The sequence below is a fragment of the Streptomyces sp. NPDC048297 genome (genome assembly GCF_043201585.1).
Taxonomy (GTDB): domain Bacteria; phylum Actinomycetota; class Actinomycetes; order Streptomycetales; family Streptomycetaceae; genus Streptomyces.
In genome coordinates, this window is the sequence record NZ_JBICZA010000060.1 from 1 (window position 1) to 26,158 (window position 26,158).

General features: G+C 69.9%; 18 protein-coding genes, 6 pseudogenes and 1 riboswitch. Of the genes and pseudogenes, 19 read left to right on the forward strand and 5 right to left on the reverse strand.

The features are described from left to right. On the forward strand, positions 1-748 hold a 748-nt coding region (locus ACGFYV_RS36245; RefSeq protein WP_393882807.1), incomplete at its 5' end, for a DUF5753 domain-containing protein. A 223-nt stretch (positions 749-971) separates the two neighbouring features. On the opposite strand, the gene ACGFYV_RS36250 is transcribed toward ACGFYV_RS36245, so the two are convergent. After that, positions 972-1,973, reverse strand: a complete 1,002-nt coding sequence (locus ACGFYV_RS36250; RefSeq protein ID WP_393882808.1) for a carbon-nitrogen hydrolase family protein — start codon at positions 1,971-1,973, stop codon at positions 972-974. Beyond that, positions 1,970-3,448, reverse strand: a complete 1,479-nt coding sequence (locus ACGFYV_RS36255) for a purine-cytosine permease family protein (protein ID WP_393882809.1) — start codon at positions 3,446-3,448, stop codon at positions 1,970-1,972. Before ACGFYV_RS36255 ends, ACGFYV_RS36250 begins: the two co-directional genes overlap by 4 nt. Before the next feature lie 151 nt (positions 3,449-3,599). On the opposite strand from ACGFYV_RS36255, the gene ACGFYV_RS36260 reads away from it, so the two are divergent. Then, positions 3,600-5,093, forward strand: coding sequence for a PucR family transcriptional regulator (locus ACGFYV_RS36260; RefSeq protein ID WP_393882810.1), 1,494 nt, complete (start codon positions 3,600-3,602; stop codon positions 5,091-5,093). Positions 5,094-5,127: 34 nt separating this feature from the next. Here ACGFYV_RS36260 and ACGFYV_RS36265 read toward each other — a convergent pair whose 3' ends face one another. After that, the gene (locus ACGFYV_RS36265; RefSeq protein ID WP_393882811.1) at positions 5,128-5,298 is read right to left on the reverse strand and encodes a hypothetical protein; all 171 of its coding nucleotides are present in this window, start codon (positions 5,296-5,298) and stop codon (positions 5,128-5,130) included. A gap of 301 nt (positions 5,299-5,599) precedes the next feature. Beyond that, a pseudogene (locus ACGFYV_RS36270) lies at positions 5,600-7,440 on the reverse strand (acetolactate synthase large subunit). Positions 7,441-7,510: 70 nt separating this feature from the next. Here ACGFYV_RS36270 and ACGFYV_RS36275 point away from each other — a divergent pair. The 17 genes and pseudogenes from ACGFYV_RS36275 to ACGFYV_RS36355 all read left to right on the forward strand — a co-directional run. Beyond that, positions 7,511-8,248, forward strand: coding sequence for a flavodoxin family protein (locus ACGFYV_RS36275; protein WP_393882812.1), 738 nt, complete (start codon positions 7,511-7,513; stop codon positions 8,246-8,248). 98 nt (positions 8,249-8,346) lie between these two features. After that, positions 8,347-8,619: pseudogene (locus ACGFYV_RS36280) on the forward strand (AraC family transcriptional regulator); the annotation flags it as partial. 115 nt (positions 8,620-8,734) lie between these two features. Continuing rightward, positions 8,735-8,893 (forward strand): annotated as a pseudogene (locus tag ACGFYV_RS36285) (cytosine permease); the annotation flags it as partial. Positions 8,894-9,029: 136 nt separating this feature from the next. Beyond that, the gene (locus ACGFYV_RS36290) at positions 9,030-10,493 is read left to right on the forward strand and encodes an APC family permease (RefSeq protein WP_393882813.1); all 1,464 of its coding nucleotides are present in this window, start codon (positions 9,030-9,032) and stop codon (positions 10,491-10,493) included. Then, positions 10,490-11,179 (forward strand): SDR family NAD(P)-dependent oxidoreductase, encoded by a 690-nt coding sequence (locus ACGFYV_RS36295; RefSeq protein ID WP_393882814.1) that lies wholly within the window; start codon positions 10,490-10,492, stop codon positions 11,177-11,179. Before ACGFYV_RS36290 ends, ACGFYV_RS36295 begins: the two co-directional genes overlap by 4 nt. After that, positions 11,179-11,958: an SDR family NAD(P)-dependent oxidoreductase gene (locus tag ACGFYV_RS36300; RefSeq protein WP_393882815.1), complete on the forward strand. Its 780-nt coding sequence runs from the start codon at positions 11,179-11,181 to the stop codon at positions 11,956-11,958. Before ACGFYV_RS36295 ends, ACGFYV_RS36300 begins: the two co-directional genes overlap by 1 nt. Before the next feature lie 30 nt (positions 11,959-11,988). After that, on the forward strand, positions 11,989-12,885 hold the full coding sequence (locus tag ACGFYV_RS36305; RefSeq protein WP_393882816.1) for a polysaccharide deacetylase: 897 nt from the start codon (positions 11,989-11,991) through the stop codon (positions 12,883-12,885). Between the two features lie 313 nt (positions 12,886-13,198). After that, entirely contained in the window at positions 13,199-14,575 is a 1,377-nt protein-coding gene (locus ACGFYV_RS36310; protein ID WP_393882817.1) for an MFS transporter, read from the forward strand. 12 nt (positions 14,576-14,587) lie between these two features. Further along, a complete protein-coding gene (speB, locus tag ACGFYV_RS36315; RefSeq protein WP_393882818.1) occupies positions 14,588-15,586 on the forward strand; it encodes an agmatinase in 999 nt (332 codons plus the stop codon). A 108-nt stretch (positions 15,587-15,694) separates the two neighbouring features. Next, positions 15,695-15,790: riboswitch (glycine riboswitch) on the forward strand. Between the two features lie 153 nt (positions 15,791-15,943). Next, entirely contained in the window at positions 15,944-18,805 is a 2,862-nt protein-coding gene (gene gcvP / locus ACGFYV_RS36320) for an aminomethyl-transferring glycine dehydrogenase (RefSeq protein ID WP_393882819.1), read from the forward strand. Positions 18,806-18,836: 31 nt separating this feature from the next. Beyond that, positions 18,837-19,937 carry a glycine cleavage system aminomethyltransferase GcvT gene (gcvT, locus tag ACGFYV_RS36325; RefSeq protein WP_393882820.1) on the forward strand — a complete coding sequence of 367 codons (1,101 nt, stop codon included), beginning with the start codon at positions 18,837-18,839 and terminating at the stop codon, positions 19,935-19,937. 72 nt (positions 19,938-20,009) lie between these two features. Further along, positions 20,010-20,384, forward strand: coding sequence for a glycine cleavage system protein GcvH (gene gcvH, locus ACGFYV_RS36330; protein WP_393882821.1), 375 nt, complete (start codon positions 20,010-20,012; stop codon positions 20,382-20,384). A gap of 124 nt (positions 20,385-20,508) precedes the next feature. Beyond that, positions 20,509-20,986: pseudogene (locus tag ACGFYV_RS36335) on the forward strand (serine hydroxymethyltransferase); the annotation flags it as partial. Between the two features lies 1 nt (position 20,987). Continuing rightward, positions 20,988-21,959, forward strand: a complete 972-nt coding sequence (gene lipA / locus ACGFYV_RS36340; protein WP_393882822.1) for a lipoyl synthase — start codon at positions 20,988-20,990, stop codon at positions 21,957-21,959. Positions 21,960-21,986: 27 nt separating this feature from the next. Next, positions 21,987-22,472: pseudogene (locus tag ACGFYV_RS36345) on the forward strand (formyltetrahydrofolate deformylase); the annotation flags it as partial. Between the two features lie 80 nt (positions 22,473-22,552). Beyond that, positions 22,553-23,935: an L-serine ammonia-lyase gene (locus tag ACGFYV_RS36350; protein WP_393882823.1), complete on the forward strand. Its 1,383-nt coding sequence runs from the start codon at positions 22,553-22,555 to the stop codon at positions 23,933-23,935. A gap of 203 nt (positions 23,936-24,138) precedes the next feature. After that, positions 24,139-24,412, forward strand: a pseudogene (locus tag ACGFYV_RS36355) (hypothetical protein); the annotation flags it as partial. On the opposite strand, the gene ACGFYV_RS36360 reads toward ACGFYV_RS36355, so the two are convergent. After that, positions 24,312-25,931, reverse strand: coding sequence for a PucR family transcriptional regulator (locus ACGFYV_RS36360; protein ID WP_393882824.1), 1,620 nt, complete (start codon positions 25,929-25,931; stop codon positions 24,312-24,314). The pseudogene ACGFYV_RS36355 and the gene ACGFYV_RS36360 sit on opposite strands and share 101 nt — an antisense overlap. Positions 25,932-26,158: the final 227 nt, after the last annotated feature.

The following is a 26,158-nucleotide window of genomic DNA, read 5'->3' on the forward strand; positions in this document are numbered from 1 at the left end:
CTACTGCCCTCTCGCACCGGCCGCGCTCGCGCGCATCGAGCAGAACGATCTCGGTATCAGCACTGCTGTCCTGCGCTTGCTGCTGCAGAGGTACCGCGTCGACGACGGAGAACTGGTCGAGCAGCTCGTCCGGCTGGCCCGCGAGACCGGGTACGGGGATCAGCTGGGTGAGTACCGCCCCTTCATGGCGACGGGGCTGTCACGCGTCGTCGCTGTTGAGGCGGAAGCCGGGGAGATCCTCGCCTGCCATCCGACTGTCGTGTGCGAACCAGTCCAAACAGAGCGATACATTCGGGCATGGTTTGAGACTCAGCGCCTGGCCGAGGGCTTCTCGAGCGAGTACACGGATCGGAACACCGAGCTGCGGCTGGAACGGAACAAGTGCATCCTCGCCCGCAGGACTCCGCCCGTGCTGCGTGTGGTCCTCGGCGAGGCGGCCCTTCGTACGCCTGTAGGGGACAGCGAAGTAATGCGCGAGCAATACCGTGCGATCGCCGATCTCGTCGGCCAGGAAGGGGTCTCGATCCGAGTACTGACATTCCGGCGCGGCTACCGGTCAACCCACGGCTTTACGATCCTCCGCTTCGGCGACATACCGGACCGTGTGCACGCCGAGAGCGCCTGGGGAACAGTGTCCAGCTCGGACAAAGCCCGAGACGTGCAGCGGTTCACGCGCCGATTCGAGTCGATGGAGAACGCAGCACTCAGCCGCGAAGCCACGATCAGGCACCTGCGGGCTCTCGGGTAACGGCAGTAGTCCCGCTCCTCTCTTGCGGCGCAGGCGCAGGGCCCGCACCGCCTCCAGCCTCCGGGTGGTCGCCCCGGGGTGGTGGAGGAGCTCGCTGAAGGGAACGTCCTCGTACGCCGTCGACAGGATTCGGGCGGCGACAGCGGGGGCAATGCCCAGTGGCCCGCGCCGATGGAGCGGCGCGGGCCGGGGCGGGGCAGCCGGGGCCGGGTGTCAGGCGGCGTCAGGCCGTCGGGTGGTCCGCGGCGGACGCCGCGTCGTCGGCGGAGCCCTCGATCCAGCTGACCGTGGCGCGGGGGCGCCGATCGACGGTGAGGTTGAAGACGTCCGGCCGGGCGTAGTGGCCTGCGACGTCGAGATCGTGCTTGTAGGCGAGGGTCTGCTCGACATCGATCTCGGCGTGCACGATTCCGGGCGCACCGAACAGCGGCTCGGTGACCCACGCCCCGTCCGGTCCCGCGACGGCCGAGCCGCCGACGAACCAGAGGCCGGTCTCCGGGGTGTCCGGGCCGACCCCGGCCCGGTAGGCGTCGCGCACCCGCTCGGGCACGTCCTCGGCGCGCAGGAACTGCGGTGCGGCCAGCACAAAGCACCGGCCCTCGAAGGCGTAGCTGCGGCTGGCGACCAGATGCGCTTCGGTCATGTCGGGCCAGGCGGCGACATGGATCTGCTCGCCCTGGGAGTGCATGGCCTGGCGGATCAGGGGCTGCCAGTGCTCCCAGCAGATCATGCCGCCGAGGCGGCCGAACTCCGTGTCGTACGCCCGGAGTCCGGCCGCGTCCGGGGACGGCGCCCAGACGATGCGCTCCGTGTGAGTCGGGGTCAGCTTGCGGTGCACACCGAGCGTCTCGCCCTGCGCACCGATGGTGAGCAGGGAGTTGTATACGGTGCCCGAGTGCCGCTCCGCGCGCTCGTTCATGCCGAGTACGACGGTGGCGCCGGCCCGTGCCGCGGCCTCGCGGATGGGGTCCAGCTCGGCGGAGTCGGCGGTCGGGCACTCCCGGAGCAGCGCCGCGTACCAGCGCCGGGCCTCGGCGTCGTCCCAGCCGGCCAGGCCGAAGATCCACGCCGGGTAGCCGGTCAGCCAGGTCTCCGGGAAGGCGATCAGCCGGGCGCCGTCGCGCGCCGCGGCGGTGATGTGCTCGGCGGCGCGGCGGACTCCTTCGGCGAGGTCCAGGACCGCCGGGGGCTCCTGGATGATCGCGACATGTGCGGTGGTGCTCACTGTTCGACTCCGAGGTGTTCTGTCGTCGCCGGGGCGGCCAGGCCCTGAGAGACGAGTTCGGCCAGTTCGTGGTTGCTTTCCTCGATGCGTACCGCCTCTTCGCCGAGATCGAGTCCGCGGGTGAGGAGGTAGTACAGGCCGCTGCCGACGACGAGTCCGACAAGGAAGGCGATGTCCACGCCGCCGAGGGCCTCCGCGACCGGGCCGACGTAGAAGCTCAGGGACACGAACGGGATCATGGCCAGCAGGCCGACCGCGTAGGCGGTGAGCCCGCGCCAGGCCCAGCGGCCGTACATGCCGTTGGGGTTGAAGAGCTCGGTGATCGCGTAGTGGCCGCGCCGCACCAGGTAGAAGTCGGCCAGGTTGACGGCCGTCCACGGGATGAGGAAGTACAGCATCAACAGCACGAAGTTGTTGAAGGAGCCGAGGTAGTCGGCGGGCAGCGCCAGCGCGATGGCCACGGAGAGCACAGCAACGATCGCGATGCCGGTGATCCGGACCCGGACTCCCGGGCGTACGGGGGTGAAACCGTCGACCGCGCTCGCGCTGGTCAGCATGGCACCGTACGAATTGACCGCGCAGATGCTGAGGAGCGCGGGGACGGATATCAGCACCAGCAGCGTGCCGAAGCCGGAGAACACGTCGTTGCCGACGGTGACCAGGCTGGCCACGGCGTCGGGCGCCTCCAGGTGGGTGCCGAGCAGGGCTCCCAGGCACATCAGCCAGATCGCGGAGGCGCCGGCGCCCAGGTAGGTCCAGGTGATCACGCCGCGCGCCGGGGTGTCGGCGGGCAGATAGCGGGAGTAGTCGGAGACGTAGACGGAGTAGCTGATCTGGTAGCCGGCCGACACCGAGAACATGATCAGGAAGCCGGTGAGAGTCCAGCCGGTCTTGGCGACCGTGGGGGTGCTGCCCAGGTGCAGGGCGGCGTAGACGGTGAACACCCCGAAGAAGACCAGGAGGACCGGGGTGAGCCAGCGCTGCACCCAGTGCAGCAAGTCGTGGCCGATGACGGCGAGGACCACGGCGACCAGCATCAGGAACGGGTACCAGAACCACGGCCCGCCCGGCAGCACCGTCTGCAGCGCCTGGGTCGCCAGCACCAGGTCGAAGACGATGAAGCCGACGTAGACGAAGACCGTCGCCGCGAACGGCACGATCGCGCCGCGGGAGCCGAACTGCGCACGGGACTGGATCATCTGCGGCAGGCCCATGGTGGGCCCTTGGTTGGCGTGGAAGGCCATGAAGAAGGTGCCGAAGCCCACGCCCAGGACGATGGCCAGGCAGGTGTAGCCGAGTGAGAGCCCGACCGCCGGGCCGAGGAACCCGGACACCATGGTCACCAGGACGAAATTGCCGGTGAACCAGAACGGTCCCTGATGCCATGGCTTTCCATGGCGCTCCGAGGCGGGCACATGGTCGATCGACCGGGTCTCGATCACCCCGCCCGGTCTGGCTTCGTTGGCTGTGCTCATCGTTCCTTCTTCAGGCGTCAGGCGTCAGGTGTCGCGTAGGTGGCCGGATCGGCGCTGTGTGGCGAAAATCTTCCGTTCGGGAGGTCACCGAGACAATGGATGAACCTAGAGATTTTGCTGCGGACTGATGTAGATTCCTACAGTGCCTACCATGCTCCGCGACCTGCTCTCCGCCCCGTCCCTCGGCCTGAGTCTGCTGGTCGACGGCGATCTGGACCGCCCCGTTCGGTGGGTGCACGTCTGCGAAATCACCGACGCCTCGCCCTACCTGGAAGGCGACGAGCTGATCCTCACCACCGGGGTATGGCGGCGGCGAGGAACGTCCGCGCTGGACTTTGTGCGCGCGCTGGAGACCAAGTCGGTGGCCGGGCTCGGCTACGGCCTGCTCAACCCGGGGGACACCGTGCCGCAGTCGCTGATCCGGGCGTGCCGGGGGGAGGGCGTCCCGCTGGTGCTCGTCCCGACCGGGACCCCGTTCATCGCCATCAGCCAGTGGTTCGTCGAGCGGCTGCACGAGGAGCGGGAGGCGGAGCTGCGCGCCTCGCTCGCCTTCATGTCCGATCTGGTCACGTCGGCGGACAGCACGGATCCGGCCACCGGGCTGAAGGCGGTGGCGCGCATTCTGCGCCAGGAGACCGGGCATGGCGTCTGGATCGCGGACGGCACCGGACATCTGCTGGCCCGGGCCGGCCGCGTACCGGATGCGGAGCAGCTCAAGGCCGCGGTACGGAACATGCAGGGCGCCCCGGGCCTCGGTGCGGATGCCCATGTGCGCTGTCTGCGGAGCGGCTCGCGGATCACCGCGCTCATCGGCCTCACCACGAGCGAGCCCGGGATACCGGCTCAGGCGCGGCTCGAAGCGGCCGTTCCGGTCGTCGGTCTCGTACTGGCCAGGGAACGCACCATCCGCGAGACCGAGCGCCGGCTCGCCGGTGAACTCGTCTCCTTGATCCTGGCCCGGCAGGAACAGGCGGCGGCCGCCCGGATGACCTCCTATGGCCTGGACCCCCAGCAGCCGAACGTCGCCATCGTCGCCGCGGTGGCCGACGCGGAAACCGCCCTGGGCGCCGCCGAGCGGTGGCTCGACACGGAAGACCTCAACGGCGTGGTCGCGCAGCGCGGCTCCGAGTTGCACCTCATCGTCGACGACGGCTCGACCGCCGTGCCGTGTGATGTCTACGTGGGCAGGCTGGTGCGGGCGGTGAAAGCGACGGGCGCGGGCATCGGGATCAGGGCATCGGACATCAGAAGCCTGCGCATCAGCCTCATCCAGGCCCGCCAGGCCTGCGAGCTGGCGCTGCGCCGCGGGGGCGGAACGGTCGTCTCCCAGCAGCTCGCGGGACGCCACTCCCTGCTGCTGGCCCTCCAGGACCCGGACGTCCTCGACTCCTTCCGAGACGCCCTGCTCACCCCTTTGGAAGCGCACGACACCAAGCACTCCGGCGAACTGGTACCCACGCTGCGCGCCTTCCTCGCCTCGGGCGGCAGATGGCAGCAGACCGCCGACCGCCTGAACATCCACGTCAACACGCTGCGCCACCGCCTCGCCCGCGTCGAGGAGATCACCGGCCGCCGCCTCGACGACACCAGCGACCGCGTGGACCTCTGGCTCGCCATGGAAACCCCGCACATGTCCCCGTACTGATGCCGCTGCGGCCTGCGCCGGCAGGCGATTCAGCTCACCCCGGGGCGGGGAGGTCCGCGCGCTCGGCGCCGGGCGGGCGTTCCTTGCCCTCGCGCCGGCGCACCCCGCGCGCATCCCGCAGGTACTCCTGGGCCCACACCACGCGCAGGACTCGGACCGCGTCCAGGTCGGCGAGGTAGACCGGGGCGGTGGGCTCGGCCAGCAATCCAGCAGCTCGAAGCCGTCACCGCCGACGAGGTCGCCAGCCAGGACTCTCCGCGTCGCACTTCCATGCCGCGGACCGGGCTCGCGCCGCCTGCATGCCGGACCCCACCTGGCCAATGAGCGGACCCCCTCCAGGCTCATCCCGGGATCATCGATGCACCCCGGTTTTGAAGTCGCCTCATACTTTTCGACACGTCAACAGCGGTTCGCTCGCGCTCGCCTTCCCGGACCCCACCTGACGCCTGACCGGCCTGCGGCAACAAGTTTCCGAGCCCCACAGGGGCTGAGGCGGCGGCTCGGCGTCAGAACGGGCCGTGGAGCGCACCGAGGCGGTCGGTCAGTCGCAGGTTCTCGGAGTAGTCGACCGGACACGCGATCACGGAGACCTCGTCCTCGTCGAGCGCATGGCGCAGCGTCGGCAGCAACTCCTCAGCCGCTTTGATCCAGTGACCGCGGGCCCCGAAGCTCTCCGCGTAGGCGACCAGGTCGGGGTTGGTGAACCGGGTGTGGCTGTGACGGCCGAGCTCCATCTTCCATGTGATCAGGCCGTACTCCTGGTCCACCAGGACGAGGATGACCAGGGGAATACGTTCGCGTACGGCGGTCTCCAACTCCTGGGAGTTCATCAGGAACGAGCCGTCCCCCATCATCGCCAGCACCCGCCGCTCCGGTCGGGCGAGTTTGGCGGCAATGGCGCCGGGCAACGCGAATCCCATGGTGGACAGGCCGTTGGAGACCAGGCAGGTGTCCGGCTCATACGCTGGATAGAGCCGCGCCATCCACATCTTCCCGGCGCCGGTGTCGGCGAGCACGATGTCGCTCCGGTTCAGCGCGGCGCGCATATCGGCCACCACGCGCTGGGGTACCAGCGGGCACCCATCGTTGCCGCGCCCGTACTCCAGTTCCTCGGCGAGCAGGGTCCGGATGTGCTCACCAGTGCCTGCCTCGTACCCGAACCTGTTCGGCACGGCGGCTGCGAGGGCGTCCAGCCCCTGGGACAGGTCGCCCTCGACACCGACGGTCACCGGGTAGTGGGCGTCCACCTCGGCGGGGAAGCGGTGTAGGTGCACGATGCGCTTGTCGCGGTCCGGATTGATCTTCGCCGGGTCGAACTCCTGCAGTTCATAGCCCACGCAGACCAGCACATCGGCATTGTCGAAGCCGAAGTTGGTGTAGTCGTGACGCATGAAGCCGACCGAGCCGAGCGCGTTGGGATGATCGTCCGGGAAGACGCCCTTGCCGTGGAAGGTGGTCGCCACTGGTACGTGCAGTTGCTCGGCGAAGCGCACCAGTGCTGCTGACGCCCTGCCCCTGGCGGCGCCGTGGCCAGCGAGCACGACCGGTCGGCGCGCGGCCGCGAGAACCTTGGCGGCCCGAGCGATCTGGGAGGCAGAGGGTGCGTCGGCATGCACCGCGTCGACGTGCAACGGGTTGAGCGACACCGTGGTTCGGGCCCCCTCGATGTCCTCGGGAACCGCCAGGAAGACCGCGCCCGGGCGCTCGCTCTGCGCGGTCTTGAACGCCTTGCGCACCATCTCCGGCACCGCGTCGGGGCTCTGGACCCGGGCCGCCCGCTGGGTGACGGGGGCGAACATCGACACCAGGTCGATCACCTGGTGGGACTCCTTGTGGACGCGACCCAAGGACCCCTGGGCGGCCAGGGCCACCAGGGGCGTGCTGTTGGTCGTCGCATCCGCAGTGCCCAGCAGCAGATTGATCGCGCCCGGCCCCAGCGTGGCCGAGCACACCCCGGCCCGGCCGGTCAGCCGCCCGTACAGCTCCGCCATGAACGAAGCGCCCTCTCGTGGCGGACCAGGACGTACCGGATACCGGAGCCGCCCAGCGCGTCGACGAGGCGGATGTTCTCCTCGCCGGGGATACCGAAGACGTACTCCACGCCTTCGGCCTGAAGACAGCGCACCAGCAGGTGGGCAACGTCATCCGTTGCCGGCCTGCCGCCGTTCCGATCCGCGGTGTTTCGGGGGGGCCATGGGGCGAACGTAGGCAGAGCACCGGGCCGCCCGCCAGCCGCCGGGCCCCAGCCGAGTGACCGCAGCCCATGGTCGTGACAGCGTCTGGAAACCCGTTCGGCCGTCGGGGTGGTCGGCGGCGACCGGCCGTGCCGCAGTGATCGAGGCGGCATCCGGCCCAGCACGATGGGCAGCGTTGCGCCGCCGTGAAGGGCACGGTGGGACGATTCCCGGGAGAGCACCGTGACCGCCCAGTCGCCGACCACCGACTCACCGCCCGCCCGCTACGACGATCTGCGCGCCCTCGTGTTCAACTGCACCCTCAAACGCTCGCCGGAGCGCAGCAACACCCAGGGGCTCATCGACCGCAGCGTGGGGATCATGGAGGCGCAGGGCCTCCACGTCGACGTGGTGCGGGCCGTCGACCACGACATCGCCACCGGCGTCTGGCCGGACATGACCGAACACGGCTGGCAGAGCGACGCCTGGCCGGGGCTGTACGAGAAGGTCCTGGCGGCCGACATCCTCGTGCTGGCCGGTCCGATCTGGCTGGGCGACAACAGCTCCGTGACCAAGCGCGTGATCGAACGCCTCTACGCGTGCTCCAGCCTCCTCAACGACGCGGGACAGTACGCGTACTACGGACGAGTCGGCGGCTGCCTGATCACCGGCAATGAAGACGGCGTCAAGCACTGCGCGATGAACGTCCTCTACAGCCTCCAGCACCTCGGCTACGCCATCCCCCCACAGGCCGACGCCGGATGGATCGGCGAGGCGGGCCCCGGCCCCTCCTACCTCGACCCCGGCTCGGGCGGCCCGGAGAACGACTTCACCAACCGCAACACCACCTTCATGACCTGGAACCTGCTGCACCTGGCCAGGATGCTGAAGGACGCCGGAGGCATCCCCGCCTACGGCAACCAGCGCACTGCCTGGGACGCCGGCTGCCGCCGCGACTACGAGAACCCCGAACACCGGTAGCCATACGGGGTTCCAGAACTCGGTCCAGCACTGTGTCCAGCGGTGATGAGTGCCGCAGAGTCCCGGGGCACCGGAAGACATCCCCGGCACCCGAAGTACAGTGCTCCGGCGCTCTGGTGCCGGCGTACCTCGGGCTGCTGGGCGGCATGCCGGCTTGCACGGACATGACGAGCCGGCCCTTCTTCGAAGCCTGCGGCGTCACCGTGCTGGACGCGCCGTTCTACGTCGAGGGGAACATCGCTACAGCGGGCGGCTGCCTGGCGTCCCAGTATCTCGCCACCTGGGTGATCACCCGGATGCTCGGAGACAACGCCGCGCGCGACGTCATCGGCTACGTGGCTCCGGTCGGCGAAAACCAGGAGACTTTCGAAGGAGATCGACGACCGGCACTTCGGGGCCACCCCTCTCAGCCGCGGCCAGGACGTCGCCCACGACATGGATGTCAGCCAGGTGGAAGCCACAGACGGCGCGATCAGCGGGCTCTGCACGGGGCCGCTGGTCGACGACCTCGGCGGCGCGGACGTCTCCTGGATCGTCGGCCTGGTCGTCGCCACCGTCCTCTACCTGGGCCGGACCGAGCTCGCCCGGCGCGCCGCGCCCCCCGCCGCGCCGACACCGGTGGGCGTGCCGAGCGAGGTCGCCTGAGGCAGGACCGCCGGGCGCGTTGTGCATTCGTATAGGACGGTGGGCCAAGGGTGTGACATCGGGCGACTGTTGCGCGGTGCCGCGGTGCCACGAGGCTGAGGCCGAAATCACTGGCCCACCCCAGGAGGTCACCGCAATGGGACCACCCAGCCCTGAGAGCACCGCCGACCGCGCGGTTGTGACGCTGCCGGACGGCGGCCACGACGTACTGAACCGCGGGTTCGGGTTCCGCTCCGCGCTGTCGCTCGCCTTCGCCGACATCTCGCCGATCGTGGCGCTGTACGCCATCTTCGCGCTAGGCCTGTTCGCCGCCGGCCCGCGCTTCTTCTGGGCGTTCCCGATCGTGCTCGGCGGCCAGTTGCTCGTGGCGCTCGTCTTCGGCGAGCTCGCCTCGCGCTGGCCGTACGCCGGCAGCGTCTACCAGTGGGCCCGGCACGCCCGCGGCACGGCCTGGGGCTGGACCGCCGCGTGGGCGTACATCTGGGGCCTCACCCTCACCCTGTCGACGATGGCGTACGCCGCGGCGGGCTTCCTGCTCGAGGTCTTCGACGTCGCCGCGCCGGGCCGGCTGCAGCTCGTCCTGGTCTCGATGGGCATCATCGGCCTCGGCACCGCGGCGAACATGATCGGCCGGCAGGTCCTCAAGGTGATGATCATCGCGAGCATCCTGTGCGAGATCGTGGGCTCGGTCGGGCTCGGTATCGTGCTGCTGGCCTTCCACCAGGTCAACCCGGTCTCGACCCTCTTCGACGGCCTGCCCCACGCGAACGGCGGCACGCTGAGCACGATGCTCGTCGCGATGGCCTTCGCCGGCTGGGCGTTCCTCGGCTTCGAGTCCGCCGGGTCGATCGCCGAGGAGGTGCAGGAACCGGAGCGCAACGTGCCCAAGGCCATCATCTTCGGCCTGCTCCTGGTCGGCGCGATCGTGATGTTCTCGGCGGTCGCGGTCATCCTCGCCATCCCGGACCTGCCCGCCGTGCTGAACGCGCAGAGCGGTGACCCGGTCTCCGCGACCCTGACCGAGCAGCTCGGCGCCTCGATCGCCAAGCCGCTGCTCATCATGTTCGTGATCGGCTTCGTCTCGGCGTTCCTCGCCGTCCAGTCGGCCGTCTCGCGCGCCGTCTACGGCATGGCCCGCGACGGGGCCCTGCCCGGCGCGGCCTCCCTCGCCAAGCTCGGTGGCCCGGAGCGGATGCCGATCCGCGCGATCGGCCTGACCGCCGTCGTCTCGGCGCTCTTCCTGCTCTTCGCCGGCTCGGACCTCTACAACGTGCTGGTGAGCTTCTCCGTGCTGGGCCCCTACATCGCCTTCGCGGTCCCGGTCTTCGCCGCCGTCCTGCTCCGTCTCAGTGGGCGCTGGGTGCCCGGGCCCTTCTCCATGGGCCGCTGGGGCGGGATCGTCACCTACGCCGCCGCGGCGTGGCTGGCCTTCGAAATCGTCAACGTCCTCTGGCCGCGCACCAGCCCCGGTCAGCCGTGGTACATCAACTGGAGCATGGTGATCAGCTTGGTCGCACTGGGCATCGTCGGCGTCGCGGTCTACGCGAGCCGCCGCAACCGGATCAGTGAGCCGGTGGGCGAGCGGGAGGTCGTCCGATGAGCGCGCGCGTCGCGGTCGTCACGGGCGCCGCCTCCGGCATCGGCGCGGCCGTGTGCCGGTCGCTGGAGGAGACGGGCTGGACCGTCTGCGGTCTCGACCTGCGTCCCGTCGAGCACCTGAAGCACTCCTACGAGTGCGACGTCGCCGACCCGGCGTCGGTGTCCGCCGCCTTCGGCCGGATCGAGGCCGAGGTCGGGCCGGTGGGCGCGCTGGTCACGGCGGCGGGGCACTACCAGCTGGTGCCGGTCGGCGAGATCACCGAGGAGGCCTGGAACCGGATGATGCACGTCCACGTGGGCGGCCTGCTCAACCCGGTCCGGGCGGTGCTGCCCGGGATGATCGACAGGGGTGAGGGCGCCGTCGTGGCGATCTCCTCCGAGCTCGGCATCGGCGGCACCGAGAGCGAGGCGCACTACTCGGCGGCCAAGGGCGCGATCCTCGGCTTCGTGCGCAGCCTCGGCGCGGAGGTCGCCGAGCACGGCGTCCGCGTCAACGCGGTCGCGCCCGGCCCGACCGACACGCCCCTGCTGCCGGCGGCCCAGCGCACGCCGGAGTACCTGGCGGTCCTGCCGGCGCGGGCCCTCGGCCAACCCGAGGACATCGCCCAGGCCGTGCAGTTCCTGGTCGACGAGGGCGGGTTCTGCTTCGGCGAAGTGCTTTCCCCCAACATGGGAGCGGTGATCTGATGAACGAGCCGAACGTACGACGTCACCAGGAGGGCCGGGTCGCCGTCGTGACCGGCGCGACCCAGGGGATCGGCCGGGCGATCGCGCTCCGGCTGGCCGCGGAGGGCGCGAAGGTCGGCGTGAACGGCCGGGCCGACACCCCGCAGATGCGTGAGGTGGTCGAGCTGACCGGTGGCTTCCCGGTGGTGGCCGACATGGCAGACCCCGAGGCGGTGCGGACCGCGTTCGCCGCGGTCGAGCGCGAGCAGGGACCGGTTGACGTAGTGGTGTGCAATGCGGCATACATGTCGATGGGCCCGATCCTCGACCAGCCGCTCGACGACTGGTGGCGCAATATCGACACGAACCTGTCAGGCACCTTCCGGTGTGTGCAGGCCGTGCTGCCGGGGATGCGGCGCAAGGGGCGCGGCAACATCGTCGTCATCACCTCCGAGTGGGGGGTCGTCGGCTGGCCGCGCGCCACGGCGTACGCCTCCTCGAAGGCGGGACTCATTGCGCTCACCAAGTCGCTGGGCCGTGAGCTGGCGCCCGAGAACATCACCGTCAACGCGGTCGCGCCGGGCATCATCGACACGCCCCAGCTGCAGGTGGACGCCGACGACGCCGGCCTGAGCCTGGAGGAGATGCACGCGCAGTACGGCGCCGAGATCCCCGCCGGCAGGATCGGCCGTCCCGAGGAGATCGCCGCCACCGTCGCCCTGCTCTCGCGGCCGGGCCTGACCGCGTTCGTCGGCCAGACCATCTCCGCCAACGGCGGCAGCACCCGCGCCCGCGCCTGAGCCTGCTTCTCTCGATCCGAAGGGACCGTCATGACCACCCCCACCGGCGACGCCACCCAGCCGGCCGCCCCGATCACCTGGCCGACCGGCTTCCGGGCCGCCGCCAACCTCGGCTTCGACCTTGACGCCGAGGACGTCGCCCTCACCATCGACCGTGGCACCCGGGACCGGCTGTCCGTGATGAGCCACCAGGCGTACGGCGCGCTGACCGGCGTACCCCGCGTGCTCGACCTGCTCGACCGGTTCGACCTCAAGGCGACCTTCTTCGCGCCCGGGTACACCGTCGAGCGCTACCCCGACCTGCTCCGGCGGATCCGCGATGCCGGCCACGAGATCGCGCACCACGGGTACCTGCACGAGGCGATGGCCGGGCTGTCGTACAAGGAGGAGGCGGCCGTCATCGACCGCGGACTCGAGTCGCTCGACAAGGTGCTCGGCGTCCGGCCCGTGGGGTACCGCGCGCCGCTGTGGGAGACGTCGTATTCGACGGCGGAGATCCTGCTCGACCGCGGCTTCCTCTACGACTCCAGCCTGATGGACTCCGACCTTCCCTACGAGCTCGCCGAGCGGCCCGGCGACGGCGCCCGCTCGATCGTCGAGATCCCCGTGTCGTGGGCGCTCGACGACTGGGAGCAGTTCGCCTTCGTCCCCGAGGTCTTCGGCCCCGGCGTCATCGAGGACCCCGCCAAGGCGCTGTCGATGTGGACCGGCGAGCTCGCCGAGGCCTACCGCTACGAGTCCTGCTTCACCCTCACCATCCACCCGTTTCTGAGCGGCCGGCTGGGGCGGCTGCGCGCGCTGGAGTCGCTGCTGGAGACGATGGCGGGGTTGCCGGAGCTGTGGGTCACCACGTGCGGGGAGATCGCGGAGCACGTGCGGTCGCTGGAGCTGACGCCGCGCGTGTTCCCGCAGCCGGAGGTGGACTGACCGGAAGATCGACGGCTCTCAGCCGGCTACCCAGCGCCACGGCTCGGTCGTGTGCGTGCACGATACGGGCCGGTCCGGCGCGCCGGCCCCTGAGCGGACTCTCAGCGCAGGTGCGGCATCTCGATCAGCTCGCCCACCGTGATCGGCATGGGGTCACGGTACGACGGAGCCCGACCGTCTGCATAGCGGCGTTGTGCGGATGTATAAGCGCGGGCGGGAACTTTGAGCGCTGTGGGTCTGCACGACGCGTACGGCGCCCACATACACCTGGAGCAGCACCTCCACACGGCCATCGCGAGCCAGGGACTACTGCATGACTGTTGGATCGAATCTCATCGACGACGCGCCGCTGACGCGCTTCCACAAGAAACTGACCGCCTACTCGTCGGGCGGACCGTTCATCGACGGCTACGCCATCGCGATCATCGGCGTCGCCTTCACGACGCTCACCCCGGCCCTCGACATGACCACCGCAGACAAGGGCCTGGTCGCGGCGGCGAGCCTGGTCGGCATCTTCTTCGGCGGGGCGGTCTTCGGCTACGTCACCGACAAGATCGGTCGGCACGTCATGTACATCGCCGACCTTGCCGCGCTCGCGCTGTTCTCCGTGCTGTCCGCCTTCGCGGCCGAGGTCTGGCAGCTGGTGCTCCTGCGCTTCCTCCTCGGCGCGGCCATCGGCGCCGACTACCCGATCGCCACGTCATTGCTGGCGGAGTACCTCCCGCGGCGGTTCCGCGGTCGGTTGCTCGGCGCCACGTTCGTGGTCTGGGCTGTCGGCGCCGCGGCGGCGTACGTCGTGGGCGTGAGCCTCGAAGGGCTCGGTGCGAACGCCTGGCGCTTCATGCTTGCCAGCCCGGCCCTGTTCGCCGTGGTGACCCTGTTCCTGCGGCTCGGTACGCCGGAGTCGCCTCGCTGGCTGCTCAGCAAGGGGCGTGCCGAGGAGGCCGATCAGGCGATCAAGAAGGTCTTCGGGCCGCAGTACGGCGTGGCGGACCTGGCGGTCGAACAGACGGCCGCGAAGACCAGCTACACCACGGTGTTCCGCTCGCCGTACCTCAAGCGCACCCTGTTCGTCGGCGTCTTCTGGACCGCCCAGGTGATCCCGCTGTTCGCGCTCTACTCGTTCGCCCCCGACCTGCTGGCGGGCATGGGAATCACCGGCAACACCGCGGAGGTCTTCCTCGCCGCGCTGTTCGTCATCGGCGGCATCCCCGGACTCTGGCTGGTCGAGCGGATCGGCCGTCGAGCGCTGCTGCTGTGGTCCTTCGGGATCATCGCGGTAGCCCTGGGCGTACCCGGTCTGGTGCCAGGACTGCCGACCTGGGTCACCTTCGTCGCGGTCTGCGTCTTCGCACTCGCCTCGGGCGGCTCCAGCTTCCTCGAGGTGGTCTACCCCAATGAGCTCTTCCCGACCGAGGTCCGCGCCACCGCCGTCGGAGTCGGGACCGCGTTCTCCCGCATCGGGGCGGCCGCGGCCACGTTCCTGATGCCGTTCGCCCTGGCCAAGAGCCAGAACCTGCCACTTCTCGTCGGCGCCGTCGTGTCGGTCATCGGGCTCCTGGTCACGCTGGCCTGGGCAACCGAGACCCGAGGCCGCTCGCTCAGCGACACCGCCGCGGGCGCCGACAACCCGGCCGAACACACCGACCCGTCCCCCGCCCCCGCCCCCGCCCCCGCCCCCACCAACTGACCGGAGACCGTGATGAGCCCCGACAACCGCCCCGCCCCGATCGGCGCCCTGGACGCCACCAAGGTCCCGCGCTTCGCCGGTCTGGGCACCTTCGCCAGAATCCCCGACATCGGCTCGGTCAGCGACTACGACATCGCGATCCTCGGAGTGCCGTTCGACGGGGGCACGTCGTACCGGCCGGGCGCCCGCTTCGGACCCATGGGCGTCCGCCAGGCCTCGCGCCACCTGCGCCCGAAATTCCACGTCGAGCTCGACACCGCACCGCTCGAAGCGCTCCAGGTCGTCGACGCCGGCGACGTTCCCTGTACGCCGTTCAGCATCGACGAAGCGGTCGCCCAGATCGAGGGCTACGCCCGCGACATCGCGGGCCGGTCCGACCGGCGCATCGTGAGCATCGGCGGTGACCACACCATCGCGCTGCCCATGTTGCGCGCGGCCAAGGACAAGTACGGCCCGATCGCGCTGGTCCACTTCGACGCGCACCTCGACACCTGGGACACCTACTTCAACGCTCCGGTCACGCACGGCACGGTGTTCCGCCGGGCCTTCGAGGAGGGCCTGCTCGCCGAGGAGAAGTCCATCCACCTGGGTATCCGGGGACCGATCTACGACCAGATGGACCTCGTGAACGACAAGGCGTTCGGCTTCCGGGCGATCCGCGCCGGAGACCTCGACGTGATCGGGATCGACGGGGCGGTGGACGCCGTACGGCGACGCGTGGGCGACGCACCGGTGTACATCTCGATCGACATCGACGTTCTCGACCCCGCATTCGCACCTGGGACGGGAACGCCGGAGATGGGCGGGTTGAACAGCCGAGAGCTGCTGCGTCTGCTCCGCAGCCTCGACGGACTCAACATCGTCGGCGGGGACGTGGTCGAAGTCGCTCCTGCCTACGACCACGCCGAGATCACCTGCGTCGCCGCCGCGACCGTGGTGTTCGACCTGGTCACGCTCATGACGAAGAACCGCGTGGCCAGTCCCGTGTACGCGGCGTCTGAGCACGCCTGATTTCGTACGTGATCGACGGTCACCAGGGTCGTCAGGGTGCTGACCCGCCCTGACGGCGCCTCCACCCGGCCTTGCGGTCGGGCTCGACAACTCAACACAAACGCTGCTCGAACCGGAGCGGGAGAGCCCTTGCCCAGTCTTGGCGAGGCGCCGAAGGAGCAACTCTCCCCAGAATCTCTCAGGCACAGGTACCGCTCCGGTGAAGCGACTCTGGAAAGACGGGACGTCAACGTCCTGCGCCCACGGTGCAAACCGCCGGACCCGGTGGTGAAGCTCTCAGGTACCGATGACAGAGCGGGGAGGTCACCCGTCCACGGTGCCGCGTCCGCGGCACCCCCCATCAGGGAGCCTCCCGCCATGACCTCACCCGGATCCTCCGCGTCCGGCGAGTTCGCCGCCCGTCACATCGGTGTCGGCGACGTCGACCGCGCCAAGATGCTGGCCGACGTCGGCTACCCGACGCTGACCGAGCTGATCGACGCCGCTGTCCCGAGCGGCATCCGGAGCACCTCCGAATTGAACCTGCCCGCCACCGCCACCGAGGCCGAGGCGCGCGCCGAGCTGCACGACCTCGCCGGTAGGAACATCGTGGCCGTCCCGATGATCGGCCTCGGCTACCACGCGACCGTCACACCCGCGGTGATCCGGCGCAACGTGCTGGAGGATCCGGCGTGGTACACCGCCTACACGCCGTACCAGCCGGAGATCAGCCAGGGCAGACTCGAGGCGCTGATCAACTTCCAGACCATGGTCGGCGATCTCACGGGGCTGCCGACTGCCAACGCGTCGCTGCTCGACGAGGGTACGGCGGTCGCCGAGGCCGTCACGGTCATGCGCCGTGTCGCGGGCGAGAAGAGGTCCACCCGCGTCCTGGTCGACCGCGACACCCTGCCACAGACCCTCGACGTCCTGCGCACGCGTGCCGACGCGATCGGCATCGAGGTCGTCGAGATCGACGTCGCCGAGCCGCTGCCGGAGGACGACTTCTTCGGGGTGGTGCTGTCCTACCCCGGGTGCTCGGGCGCGGTCCGCGACCTGCGCGAGGTGACCGCCGCGGCACGAGCGCGCGGGGCGCTGGTCACAGTGGCCGCCGATCTGCTGGCCCTCACCCTGCTCGTGCCCCCGGGCGAGTTCGGCGCCGACATCGTCGTCGGATCGTCCCAGCGCTTCGGTGTCCCCTTGTTCTACGGCGGGCCGCACGCCGGCTACATCGCGGTCCGCGAAGGGCTGACACGCCATCTGCCCGGCCGGCTCGTGGGCGTGTCCGTGGACGACGCCGGCCGGCCGGCGTACCGCCTCGCCCTGCAAACCCGCGAGCAGCACATCCGGCGCGACAGGGCGACTTCGAACATCTGCACGGCGCAGGTGCTGCTGGCCGTGGTCGCGTCGATGTACGCCGTCTACCACGGCCCCGAGGGTCTGGCCGAGATCGCCCGACGGACGCACCGGCACGCCACGCTCATCGCCTCGGGGCTGCGGGCGAGCGGGATCGCGGTGGTGCACCGCGAGTTCTTCGACACTCTGCTGGTGCGGGTCCCCGGCCGTGCCGAGGAGGTCGTCGTGGCAGCACACGGCAAAGGTCTGCGGCTGCGTCTGGTGGACCAGGACCACGTCGGCGTCTCCTGCTCCGAGGTCACGACGAAAGACCACGTCCGCCTTGTGCTCGACGCCTTCGGCCGGGCCGACGACGACCTGGACGGGCCGGCGACCGGCGCGCCGACGGCGCTGCCGTCGGGACTGCGCCGTACCTCCCCCTTCCTCACCCACCCGGTCTTCCACCAGCACCGTTCCGAGACCGCGATGCTGCGCTACCTGCGCAAGCTGTCCGACCGTGACTTCGCGCTGGACCGCGGCATGATCCCGCTCGGGTCCTGCACGATGAAGCTCAACGCGACCACGGAGATGGAACCGGTCAGCTGGCCCGCCTTCGCGGACCTGCACCCGTTCGCCCCCCTCACGGACGCGACCGGGTACCTGACCCTGATCGAGCAGCTCGAGACATGGCTGGCCGAGATCACCGGGTACGCCAAGGTCTCCATCCAGCCGAACGCCGGATCGCAGGGCGAGCTCGCGGGCCTGCTGGCGATCCGCGCCTACCACCGGAGCAACGGCCAGGCCGGCCGCGACGTGTGCCTGATACCGGCAAGCGCGCACGGCACCAACGCCGCCTCCGCGGTCATGGCCGGGATGCGCGTCGTCGTGGTGGCGTCGCGGCCCGACGGCACGGTCGACCTCGCCGACCTGGAGGCCAAGTGCGCGAAGCACGCCGAGGACCTGGCCGCGATCATGGTGACCTACCCCTCGACACACGGTGTCTACGAGGAGAGCATCACCCGGCTGTGCGAGCTGGTTCACCAGCACGGCGGACAGGTGTACGTCGACGGCGCCAACCTCAACGCGCTGCTCGGGGTCGCCAAGCCGGGTGAGTTCGGCGGCGACGTGTCCCACCTCAACCTGCACAAGACGTTCTGCATCCCGCACGGCGGCGGCGGGCCGGGCGTCGGCCCGGTCGCGGTGGCCGAGCACCTCGCACCGTACCTGCCCACCCACCCGCTGCACCCCGACACCGGACGCCGCGACGGGACCGGGTCGGTGAGCGCCGCGCCGTTCGGCAGTGCCGGCATCCTGCCGATCCCGTGGGCCTACATCCGGATGATGGGCGCGGAGGGGCTGAAGGAGGCGACCCAGACGGCCGTGCTGAGCGCCAACTACGTCGCCCGACGGCTCGCGCCGCACTTCCCCGTCCTGTACGCCGGAGAGGGCGGCCTCGTCGCGCACGAGTGCATCCTCGACGTACGCCCGATCACCGCCGCCACGGGTGTGACGGTCGACGACATCGCCAAGCGGCTCATCGACTACGGCTTCCACGCGCCGACGATGAGCTTCCCGGTCGCCGGCACGCTGATGGTCGAGCCGACGGAGAGTGAGAGCCTGCAGGAGCTGGACCGCTTCTGCGAGGCGATGATCGCGATCCGCGCGGAGATCGACCTGGTGCACGAGGGTGCCTGGACCCTCGAGGGGAGCCCGCTGCGACGGGCGCCGCACACCGCGGCCGCGATCGCCGGTGAGTGGACCCGGGCCTACTCGCGCGAGCGGGCCGTCTTTCCGGCGGGCGTCACGCCCGACAAGTACTGGCCGCCAGTCGGCCGGATCGACCAGGCGCACGGCGACCGGAACCTGGTCTGCGCCTGCCCGCCCCCCGAGTCGTTCGAGTCGTGATCCGACCGGTCACGGTCTGAGGGAAACCACCATGTCCAAGAAGACACCGCTGCACGACGTCCACGCCGAACTCGCGGCGAGGTTCACCGACTTCGCCGGCTGGTCGATGCCGCTGCGCTACACCTCCGAACTGGCCGAGCACCACGCCGTACGGACCACCGCCGGAATCTTCGACCTCACCCACATGGGCGAAATCGAACTGTCTGGTCCCGAGGTGGGCCGGGCCCTCGACCACGCGCTGGTCGGGGAGCCGTCGAAGATCGCCGTCGGCCGCGCCCGCTACTCCCTTCTGGTCCACGAGACCGGCGGAGTCCTCGACGACCTCGTCGTCTACCGTCTGGCCGAGCAGGAGTACCTCGTCGTGGCCAACGCCGGCAACGCGCCGGTCGTGCTCTCCTGCCTGCGTGACCGGATCGACGGCTACGCCACCACGATCCGGGACGCTTCCAGCGACTGGGCGCTGATCGCGGTCCAGGGCCCGACGTCGCCGACGATCCTCAGCGAACTGGCCGACGTGGACGTGCCGTCGCTGAAGTACTACGCGATCGACCGGGCACGGCTGGCGGACCGCGAGGTGCTGCTCGCCCGCACCGGCTACACCGGCGAGGACGGCTTCGAGATCTACTGCCGTCCCGAGGACGCGGTGGCCCTCTGGCGGGCCGTCAGCGAAGCGGGCGCGGAGCACGGCCTTCTCCCCTGCGGCCTGGCCTGCCGCGACACGCTGCGCCTCGAAGCCGGCATGCCCTTGTACGGCCAGGAACTCACCGTCCGCACCACGCCGTTCGACGCGGGACTCGGCCGCGTCGTGGTGTTCGGGAAGCGCGGCGGGTTCGTGGGCGAGGCGGCCCTGGCCGCCTGCCGTGACCAGGGGCCGGACCACGTGCTGGTCGGGCTGACCTCGACCGGCCGACGAGCTCCGCGCACCGGCTGCACCGTACTCGCCCCGGACACCGGCGAGCGCCTCGGTGAGGTCACCTCGGGCGCCCTGTCGCCAACCCTCGGCCACCCCGTGGCCATGGCCTACCTGCCGACCGACCGGAGCGCACCCGGCACGAAGGTGCTGGTCGACATCCGGGGCAGCCAGGAGTACGCCGAGGTCGTCCCGCTGCCCTTCTACCGCCGCCAAGCCTGACCGCGTCCCGAGGACCCCCTCATCAGCCGCACCCGGTCCTCCCGGACCGACCGACATTCTCAGGGAACCATCATGAGCCTGCCCACCGACCTGAAGTACACCGGCGACCACGAGTGGATCGCGACCGACGGCGACGTGTCGACCGTCGGGGTCACGGCCCACGCGGCCGACGCGCTCGGCGACGTGGTCTACCTCGACCTGCCCGCCGTCGGCGCGACGATCAGCGCCGGCGAGGCGTGCGGAGAGATCGAGTCGACCAAGTCCGTGAGCGACCTGTTCGCTCCCGCGGACGGCGAGGTCGTCGAGATCAACGAAGCCGCGGTGGCCGATCCCGGCCTGGTCAACTCCGACCCGTTCGGAGCGGGCTGGCTGTTCCGGTTGCGGATCACCGGCGCGCCCGACCTGCTGGACGCAACCGCCTACGCGGCTCTCACCGAAGGAGCCTGAGATGCCCGTGCTGGACCGTCGGCTCGCCGACTTCGTCCCCGAAGTGTCCGCCGCCGTGCGTGCCGAGCCGGTGCGCCGGCAGAGCACGCTGGTGATGATCGCCGGCGAGAATTTCGCACCGGTGGGCGGCCCGCTGGAGCACGTGATCGCGGCCACGGCGGTTGCGTTCAAGATGGCATCCGAGCCGGTGTTCCGCGAGCGTCAGGAGCGCGCCCTCGCGGGCGCACGGCTCCTCGCGGAACGGCTGAGCGCTCCCGACGTCGCGGGCGCGGCTGTGTCCGTGCTGTCGGGTGGCGCCGACGTACATCTGGTCTTGGTCGACCTGCGTGAGTCCGAGCTCGACGGGCAGCAGGCGGAGGACCGCCTGCACCACATCGGCATCACGGTGAACCGCAACGCCGTACCGTTCGACCCCGGCCCGCCGATGGTGACCTCGGGGGCTGCGGATCGGTTCGCCGGCCCTGGCCGGCCGCGGCTTCGCGGAGGCCGCCGACATCATTGCGGAGGCCCTGGGGCCGGCGTACGACGAGGGCGTCGCCGCCGAGCTGCGGGCTCGTCTGGCCACGCTCGCCCACGCACACCCCTTGTACCCGGAGATGTGAGATGAGCGGAACCAGCACGCCTTCCGTGGCGCCTGACGGCCGCAGGTTGCTGCGGCTGGAGGTGCGGAACAGCCAGACACCCGTCGAGCGCAAGCCGGGTTGGATGAAGGCCCGGGTGCGGATGGGGCCGGAGTACACCGCGTTGCAGTCGCGGGTGAAGGCCGAAGGGCTGCACACGGTATGCCAGGAGGCGCGCTGCCCCAACATCTTCGAGTGTTGGGAGGACCGCGAGGCCACCTTCCTCATCGGCGGCGACCAGTGCACCCGGCGCTGCGACTTCTGCCAGATCGACACCGGCAAGCCCCAGCCTCTTGACCGGGACGAGCCGCGCCGGGTGGCGGAGTCCGTGGCGACGATGGGGCTGCGATACGCCACCATCACCGGCGTGGCCCGCGACGACCTGCCCGACGGCGGTGCCTGGTTGTACGCCGAGACGGTCCGGCAGATCCACACGCTGAACCCGGACACCGGGGTGGAGAACCTGATCCCGGACTTCAACGGTGTCCCCGCATTGCTGACCCAGGTGTTCGAGTCCCGCCCGGAAGTGCTGGCGCACAATGTGGAGACAGTGCCCCGGATCTTCAAGCGGATCCGGCCCGCCTTCCGCTACGGCAGGTCGCTCGGTGTGCTCACCGCGGCGCGGGAGTTCGGTCTGGTCACCAAGTCGAACCTGATCCTGGGCATGGGTGAGAACCGGGAGGAGGTCTCGACCGCGTTGCAGAACCTGCACGACGCCGGGTGTGACCTGATCACCATCACCCAGTACCTGCGGCCCTCAGTGCGGCATCACCCGGTGGAGCGGTGGGTCAAGCCCGAGGAGTTCGTCGAACTCCGGCAGGAAGCCGAGGAGATCGGCTTCGCCGGAGTGATGTCCGGTCCCCTGGTCCGCTCCTCCTACCGTGCCGGACGGCTGTACCGGCAAGCACTCGGCGCAAAACCTCTGCAAGAACCGGACAACCGAATACACCGCTGACGATTCTGCGCGGGAGAGCCCACGTCTTCTGAAGGACGTGACGCCGAAGGAGCAAATCCTCCCCGGAAACTCCACCACATCCCTGTGACCCCGCAGACCAAGGCAGACGCCGAGGCGCAACTGCTGGAGCCGGTCGACGAGCTCGACGTCGACCTGGTGGTCCTGGCCCGCTACATGCAGATCGTCTCCGACGACCTGTGCAAGCAGCTCGACGGCCGGGCCATCAACATCCACCACTCCCTCCTGCCGAGCTTCAAGGGCGCCCGGCCCTACCACCAGGCCCACCGGCGCGGGGTGAAGCTGGTCGGCGCCACCGCCCACTACGCGACCTCGGACCCGGACGAGGGCCCGATCATCGAACAGGACGTCGTGCGCGTGGACCACACGCACGACCCAGACGAGCTGGTCGCCATCGGCCGGGACGTCGAGGCCCAGGTACTGGCCCGCGCGGTGCGATGGCACACCGAGAACCGCGTCCTGCTCAACGGCAACCGCGCGGTCGTCTTCCGCTGAGCCTCCGCCCGGCGCGGGCCGGTTCGCCGCGCCCACGCCGCACATTTCCCCCGTCCGCCCCTTTCAAAGGGAGCCCGCCCGTGGCCATCTCCGTGTTCGATCTCTTCTCCGCCGGCATCGGTCCGTCCAGCTCCCACACGGTCGGCCCGATGCGGGCGGCCCGCATGTTCGCCGGCCGTCTGAAGGAGGACGGCCTGCTGGCCCATACGACCTCGGTGCGGGCGGAGCTGTACGGCTCGCTCGGCGCGACCGGCCACGGCCACGGCACCCCCAAGGCCGTCCTGCTCGGCCTGGAGGGCCACTCCCCCCGCACGGTCGACGTGGAGCGTGCCGACGCCGAGGTCGAGCGCATCCGGAGCGCCAAGCGGCTGCGGCTGCTCGGCACGGAGGTCGGCGACGCCCACGAGATCGACTTCGACGAGCCGTCCCAGCTGATCCTGCACCGCCGCCGCTCCCTGCCGTACCACGCCAACGGCATGACCCTCTTCGCGTACGACGCCGACGGGCTGCCGCTGCTGGAGAAGACCTACTACTCGGTCGGCGGCGGCTTCGTCGTGGACGAGGACGCGATCGGCGAGGATCGCATCAAGCCCGACGACACCGTCCTGACCCACCCCTTCCGCACCGGCGACGAACTGCTGCGGCTGACCCGTGAGACCGGTCTGTCCATCTCGGCGCTGATGCTGGAGAACGAGCGGGCCTGGCGGACCGAGGAGGAGATCCGCGCCGGCCTGCTGGAGATCTGGCGCGTCATGGAGGGCTGCGTCTCGCGCGGCATGTCCCGCGAGGGCATCCTCCCCGGCGGTCTGAAGGTCCGCCGACGCGCCGCCAAGTCCGCCCGCCAACTGCGCGCCGAAGGCGACCCGGCGGGCCGCGCCATGGAGTGGGTCACCCTCTACGCCATGGCGGTCAACGAGGAGAACGCGGCGGGCGGCCGCGTCGTCACCGCCCCCACCAACGGCGCCGCCGGCATCATCCCCGCCGTCCTCCACTACTACGTCAACTTCGTCCCCGGCGCCGACGAAGAAGGCGTCATCCGCTTCCTCCTCGCCGCCGGCGCGATCGGCATGCTCTTCAAGGAGAACGCCTCCATCTCCGGCGCCGAGGTCGGCTGCCAGGGCGAGGTCGGCTCCGCCTGCTCCATGGCCGCCGGCGGCCTCGCCGAGGTCCTCGGCGGCAGCCCCGAACAGGTCGAGAACGCCGCCGAGATCGGCATGGAGCACAACCTCGGCCTCACCTGCGACCCCGTCGGCGGCCTCGTCCAGATCCCCTGCATCGAGCGCAACGGCATGGCGGCGGTCAAGGCCGTCACCGCGGCCCGCATGGCGCTGCGCGGCGACGGCCGGCACCACGTCTCCCTCGACAAGGTCATCAAGACGATGAAGGAGACCGGGGCCGACATGAAGGTCAAGTACAAGGAGACGGCGCGGGGCGGACTCGCGGTCAACGTCATCGAGTGCTGAGAAGTGATCTCACTTGGCGGGCTCGGTAGGCTGCCGGTCGTGGTGGGGATCGTTGAGGGGCTGGTGCGGGATGAGTTCGAACGTCATCCCCCTACCTGCTGCGGCAGTCAGCCGTCGCCGAGTGCTCGGCGACGGCTGAACGAGTACCACGCCACCCCGATCGGGCCGCCCCTCAGCCCACATCAGAGGTTTGGCGCCCTTCACACACCATGTGGGACTTCCCCGGCGGCCGGACCGGCGGCAACCGATACCTGGTGCTCGGTCTCGGCGCGGGGCAGGCCGACCACGCGGCCGCCCGACCGGGACGAGCTGATCGCCTACGGGCCGCTGCTGTCCGACAACAGCACCACGAGGCCGCCGAGGCCCTTCGGATCGCTCAGCATCCTCGCGCTTCACCCGAACCCACGGATGCATCGGTTTGACGCACACCGGTGGACCCGTAGGTTCGCGCTGAAGGACCCCCGGTTTCCTTGCTGAGCGCCTTCGGCTCAACGGCGTTCGGCAGCATCGAACGCGCTTGCAGGGCAAGCCATAGCTCGGCGATGTCCTGCGTGTAGTCGAGGTTGAGCCCGGTGATGTCCTCGACCTTGCGGATGCGGTAGAGCACTGTCTGCCGATGCACATGCAGGGCGTCCGCCGTCTTCTGCCAGGAGCGCTGATTGTCGAAGAAGCTCTCGAGGGTGGGCAGCAGCTCGCCCCGGTGGCTGGACTCGTACTCCAGGAGCCGCCCGAGGATACGGTCGACGAGTGCGATCGCGTCGTCGATGCTGGCAACGCCAAGGAACGGCGTCGCCTCCCCATAGCGGAAGGTACGCGGCTCAATACGCTCGGCTGACCGGCTCGCCCAGTGTGCTTCCCGTGCCGCCTCGGGGAAGCGATCCACGATCTTGATCGCGGCGCTCAGTCCCACCGATGCGGAGGGACCGACGTTTGAACGGACGACGCGCAGCACCCTCTCCTCGTCTGGCGCCAGCAGGTAGTGGGCACCGGAGCGGTGCACGGCCAGATGCGGAATCCCATTGCGCCACAAGCCGACATGCAGCTCACGCAGCCGGGCGCTGTCGTCGGAGGAGACGGCGTACAGGATCGCGGAGGTCGGATCGATCCCGGCCTCGAGGAGCTGGCTGTGTCCGCCCCTGGGGTCGGCGCCGCCGTCCATGAGCCGGGCCAGGAACTCGGCGCCCTGGCGGCGGCGGTGCTCCAGGTCCACCAGCGCTTGGGACATCTCGAGGGCGATCACGGTCGCAGCGTGCTGCATCAGGATGGCATCGAGCACGTTCCGCCCGTCAGAGACCAGGACAAGCACGGCGCCGGGCTGGGTGGGAATGTCCGCCCGACGCAGCTCCCGGCCGTCACTCAGGCGCGTGACGAACGCACCGGCGCTGACTTGCCGGGATCCGGGTTCGGTCTGCGACAGGGCCTCGCGAATTCTCGCGTCGGGTTCAGGACTGCCGGGAAACCACGGTTCGGCGGACTCGCGATGGCACACGTGAAGCTCACAGCCCAGCTGCTGCGACAATGAGGTGGTCAGCCGGGACGGCTTACGCTCTTCGGTAACCGAGCGTTGCAGAGCGTAATATATTCGCTCGGTTCGAATCAGCCGGTCCGACTGCTGCGGCAGGTTAGCCGCCGCCACCTCGCGCGAAATCGCGACGAATGGCATCGGGTACTCCACCGAGAGCACCGGGAGGGCGAGTGAATCGCTGGCCCTGGTGAACCGCGCCGTGAGCGGCGGGCAGTACATTTGTTCGCCGATCGCGAGGGCGCTGACACCGGCGTCCACAAGCCGTCTCACAAGCTCCTCCTGCTCGCGAGCCGGCTTCGGAAAGGACATGCCGTTGGTCATCAGCAGCTCTCCGCCGGTTAGCCACTGCCACGGCTCAGGCAGGTCACAGGTGTGCGTCCAGCTGACCTCCCGTTGTAGCCCGTCTCCGCCAGACGAGAGGCGAAGCCGCAAGTGCGGCATCTCCAGCAGTTCTGCAACAGTAATCGTCATCCCAGGACAATAATCCACGTAGCAGCCGATATCACCTATTCGTGCGGAAGTGGCAGGTGCGGCCAGCGCTCGGTCACGTTCACCGACCGGCCTTGCCCTTGCCGAATACCCCGTCCATGCAGGTGGGGGCGGGATTCGGTGCCAGCCGAGGCAGCTCGCGTCGCCGCTGTCGCGCGGCGCAGGCTGGCGCGGCATAGTGATCGGTTGTGCTGCTGAGAGGGCAGTAC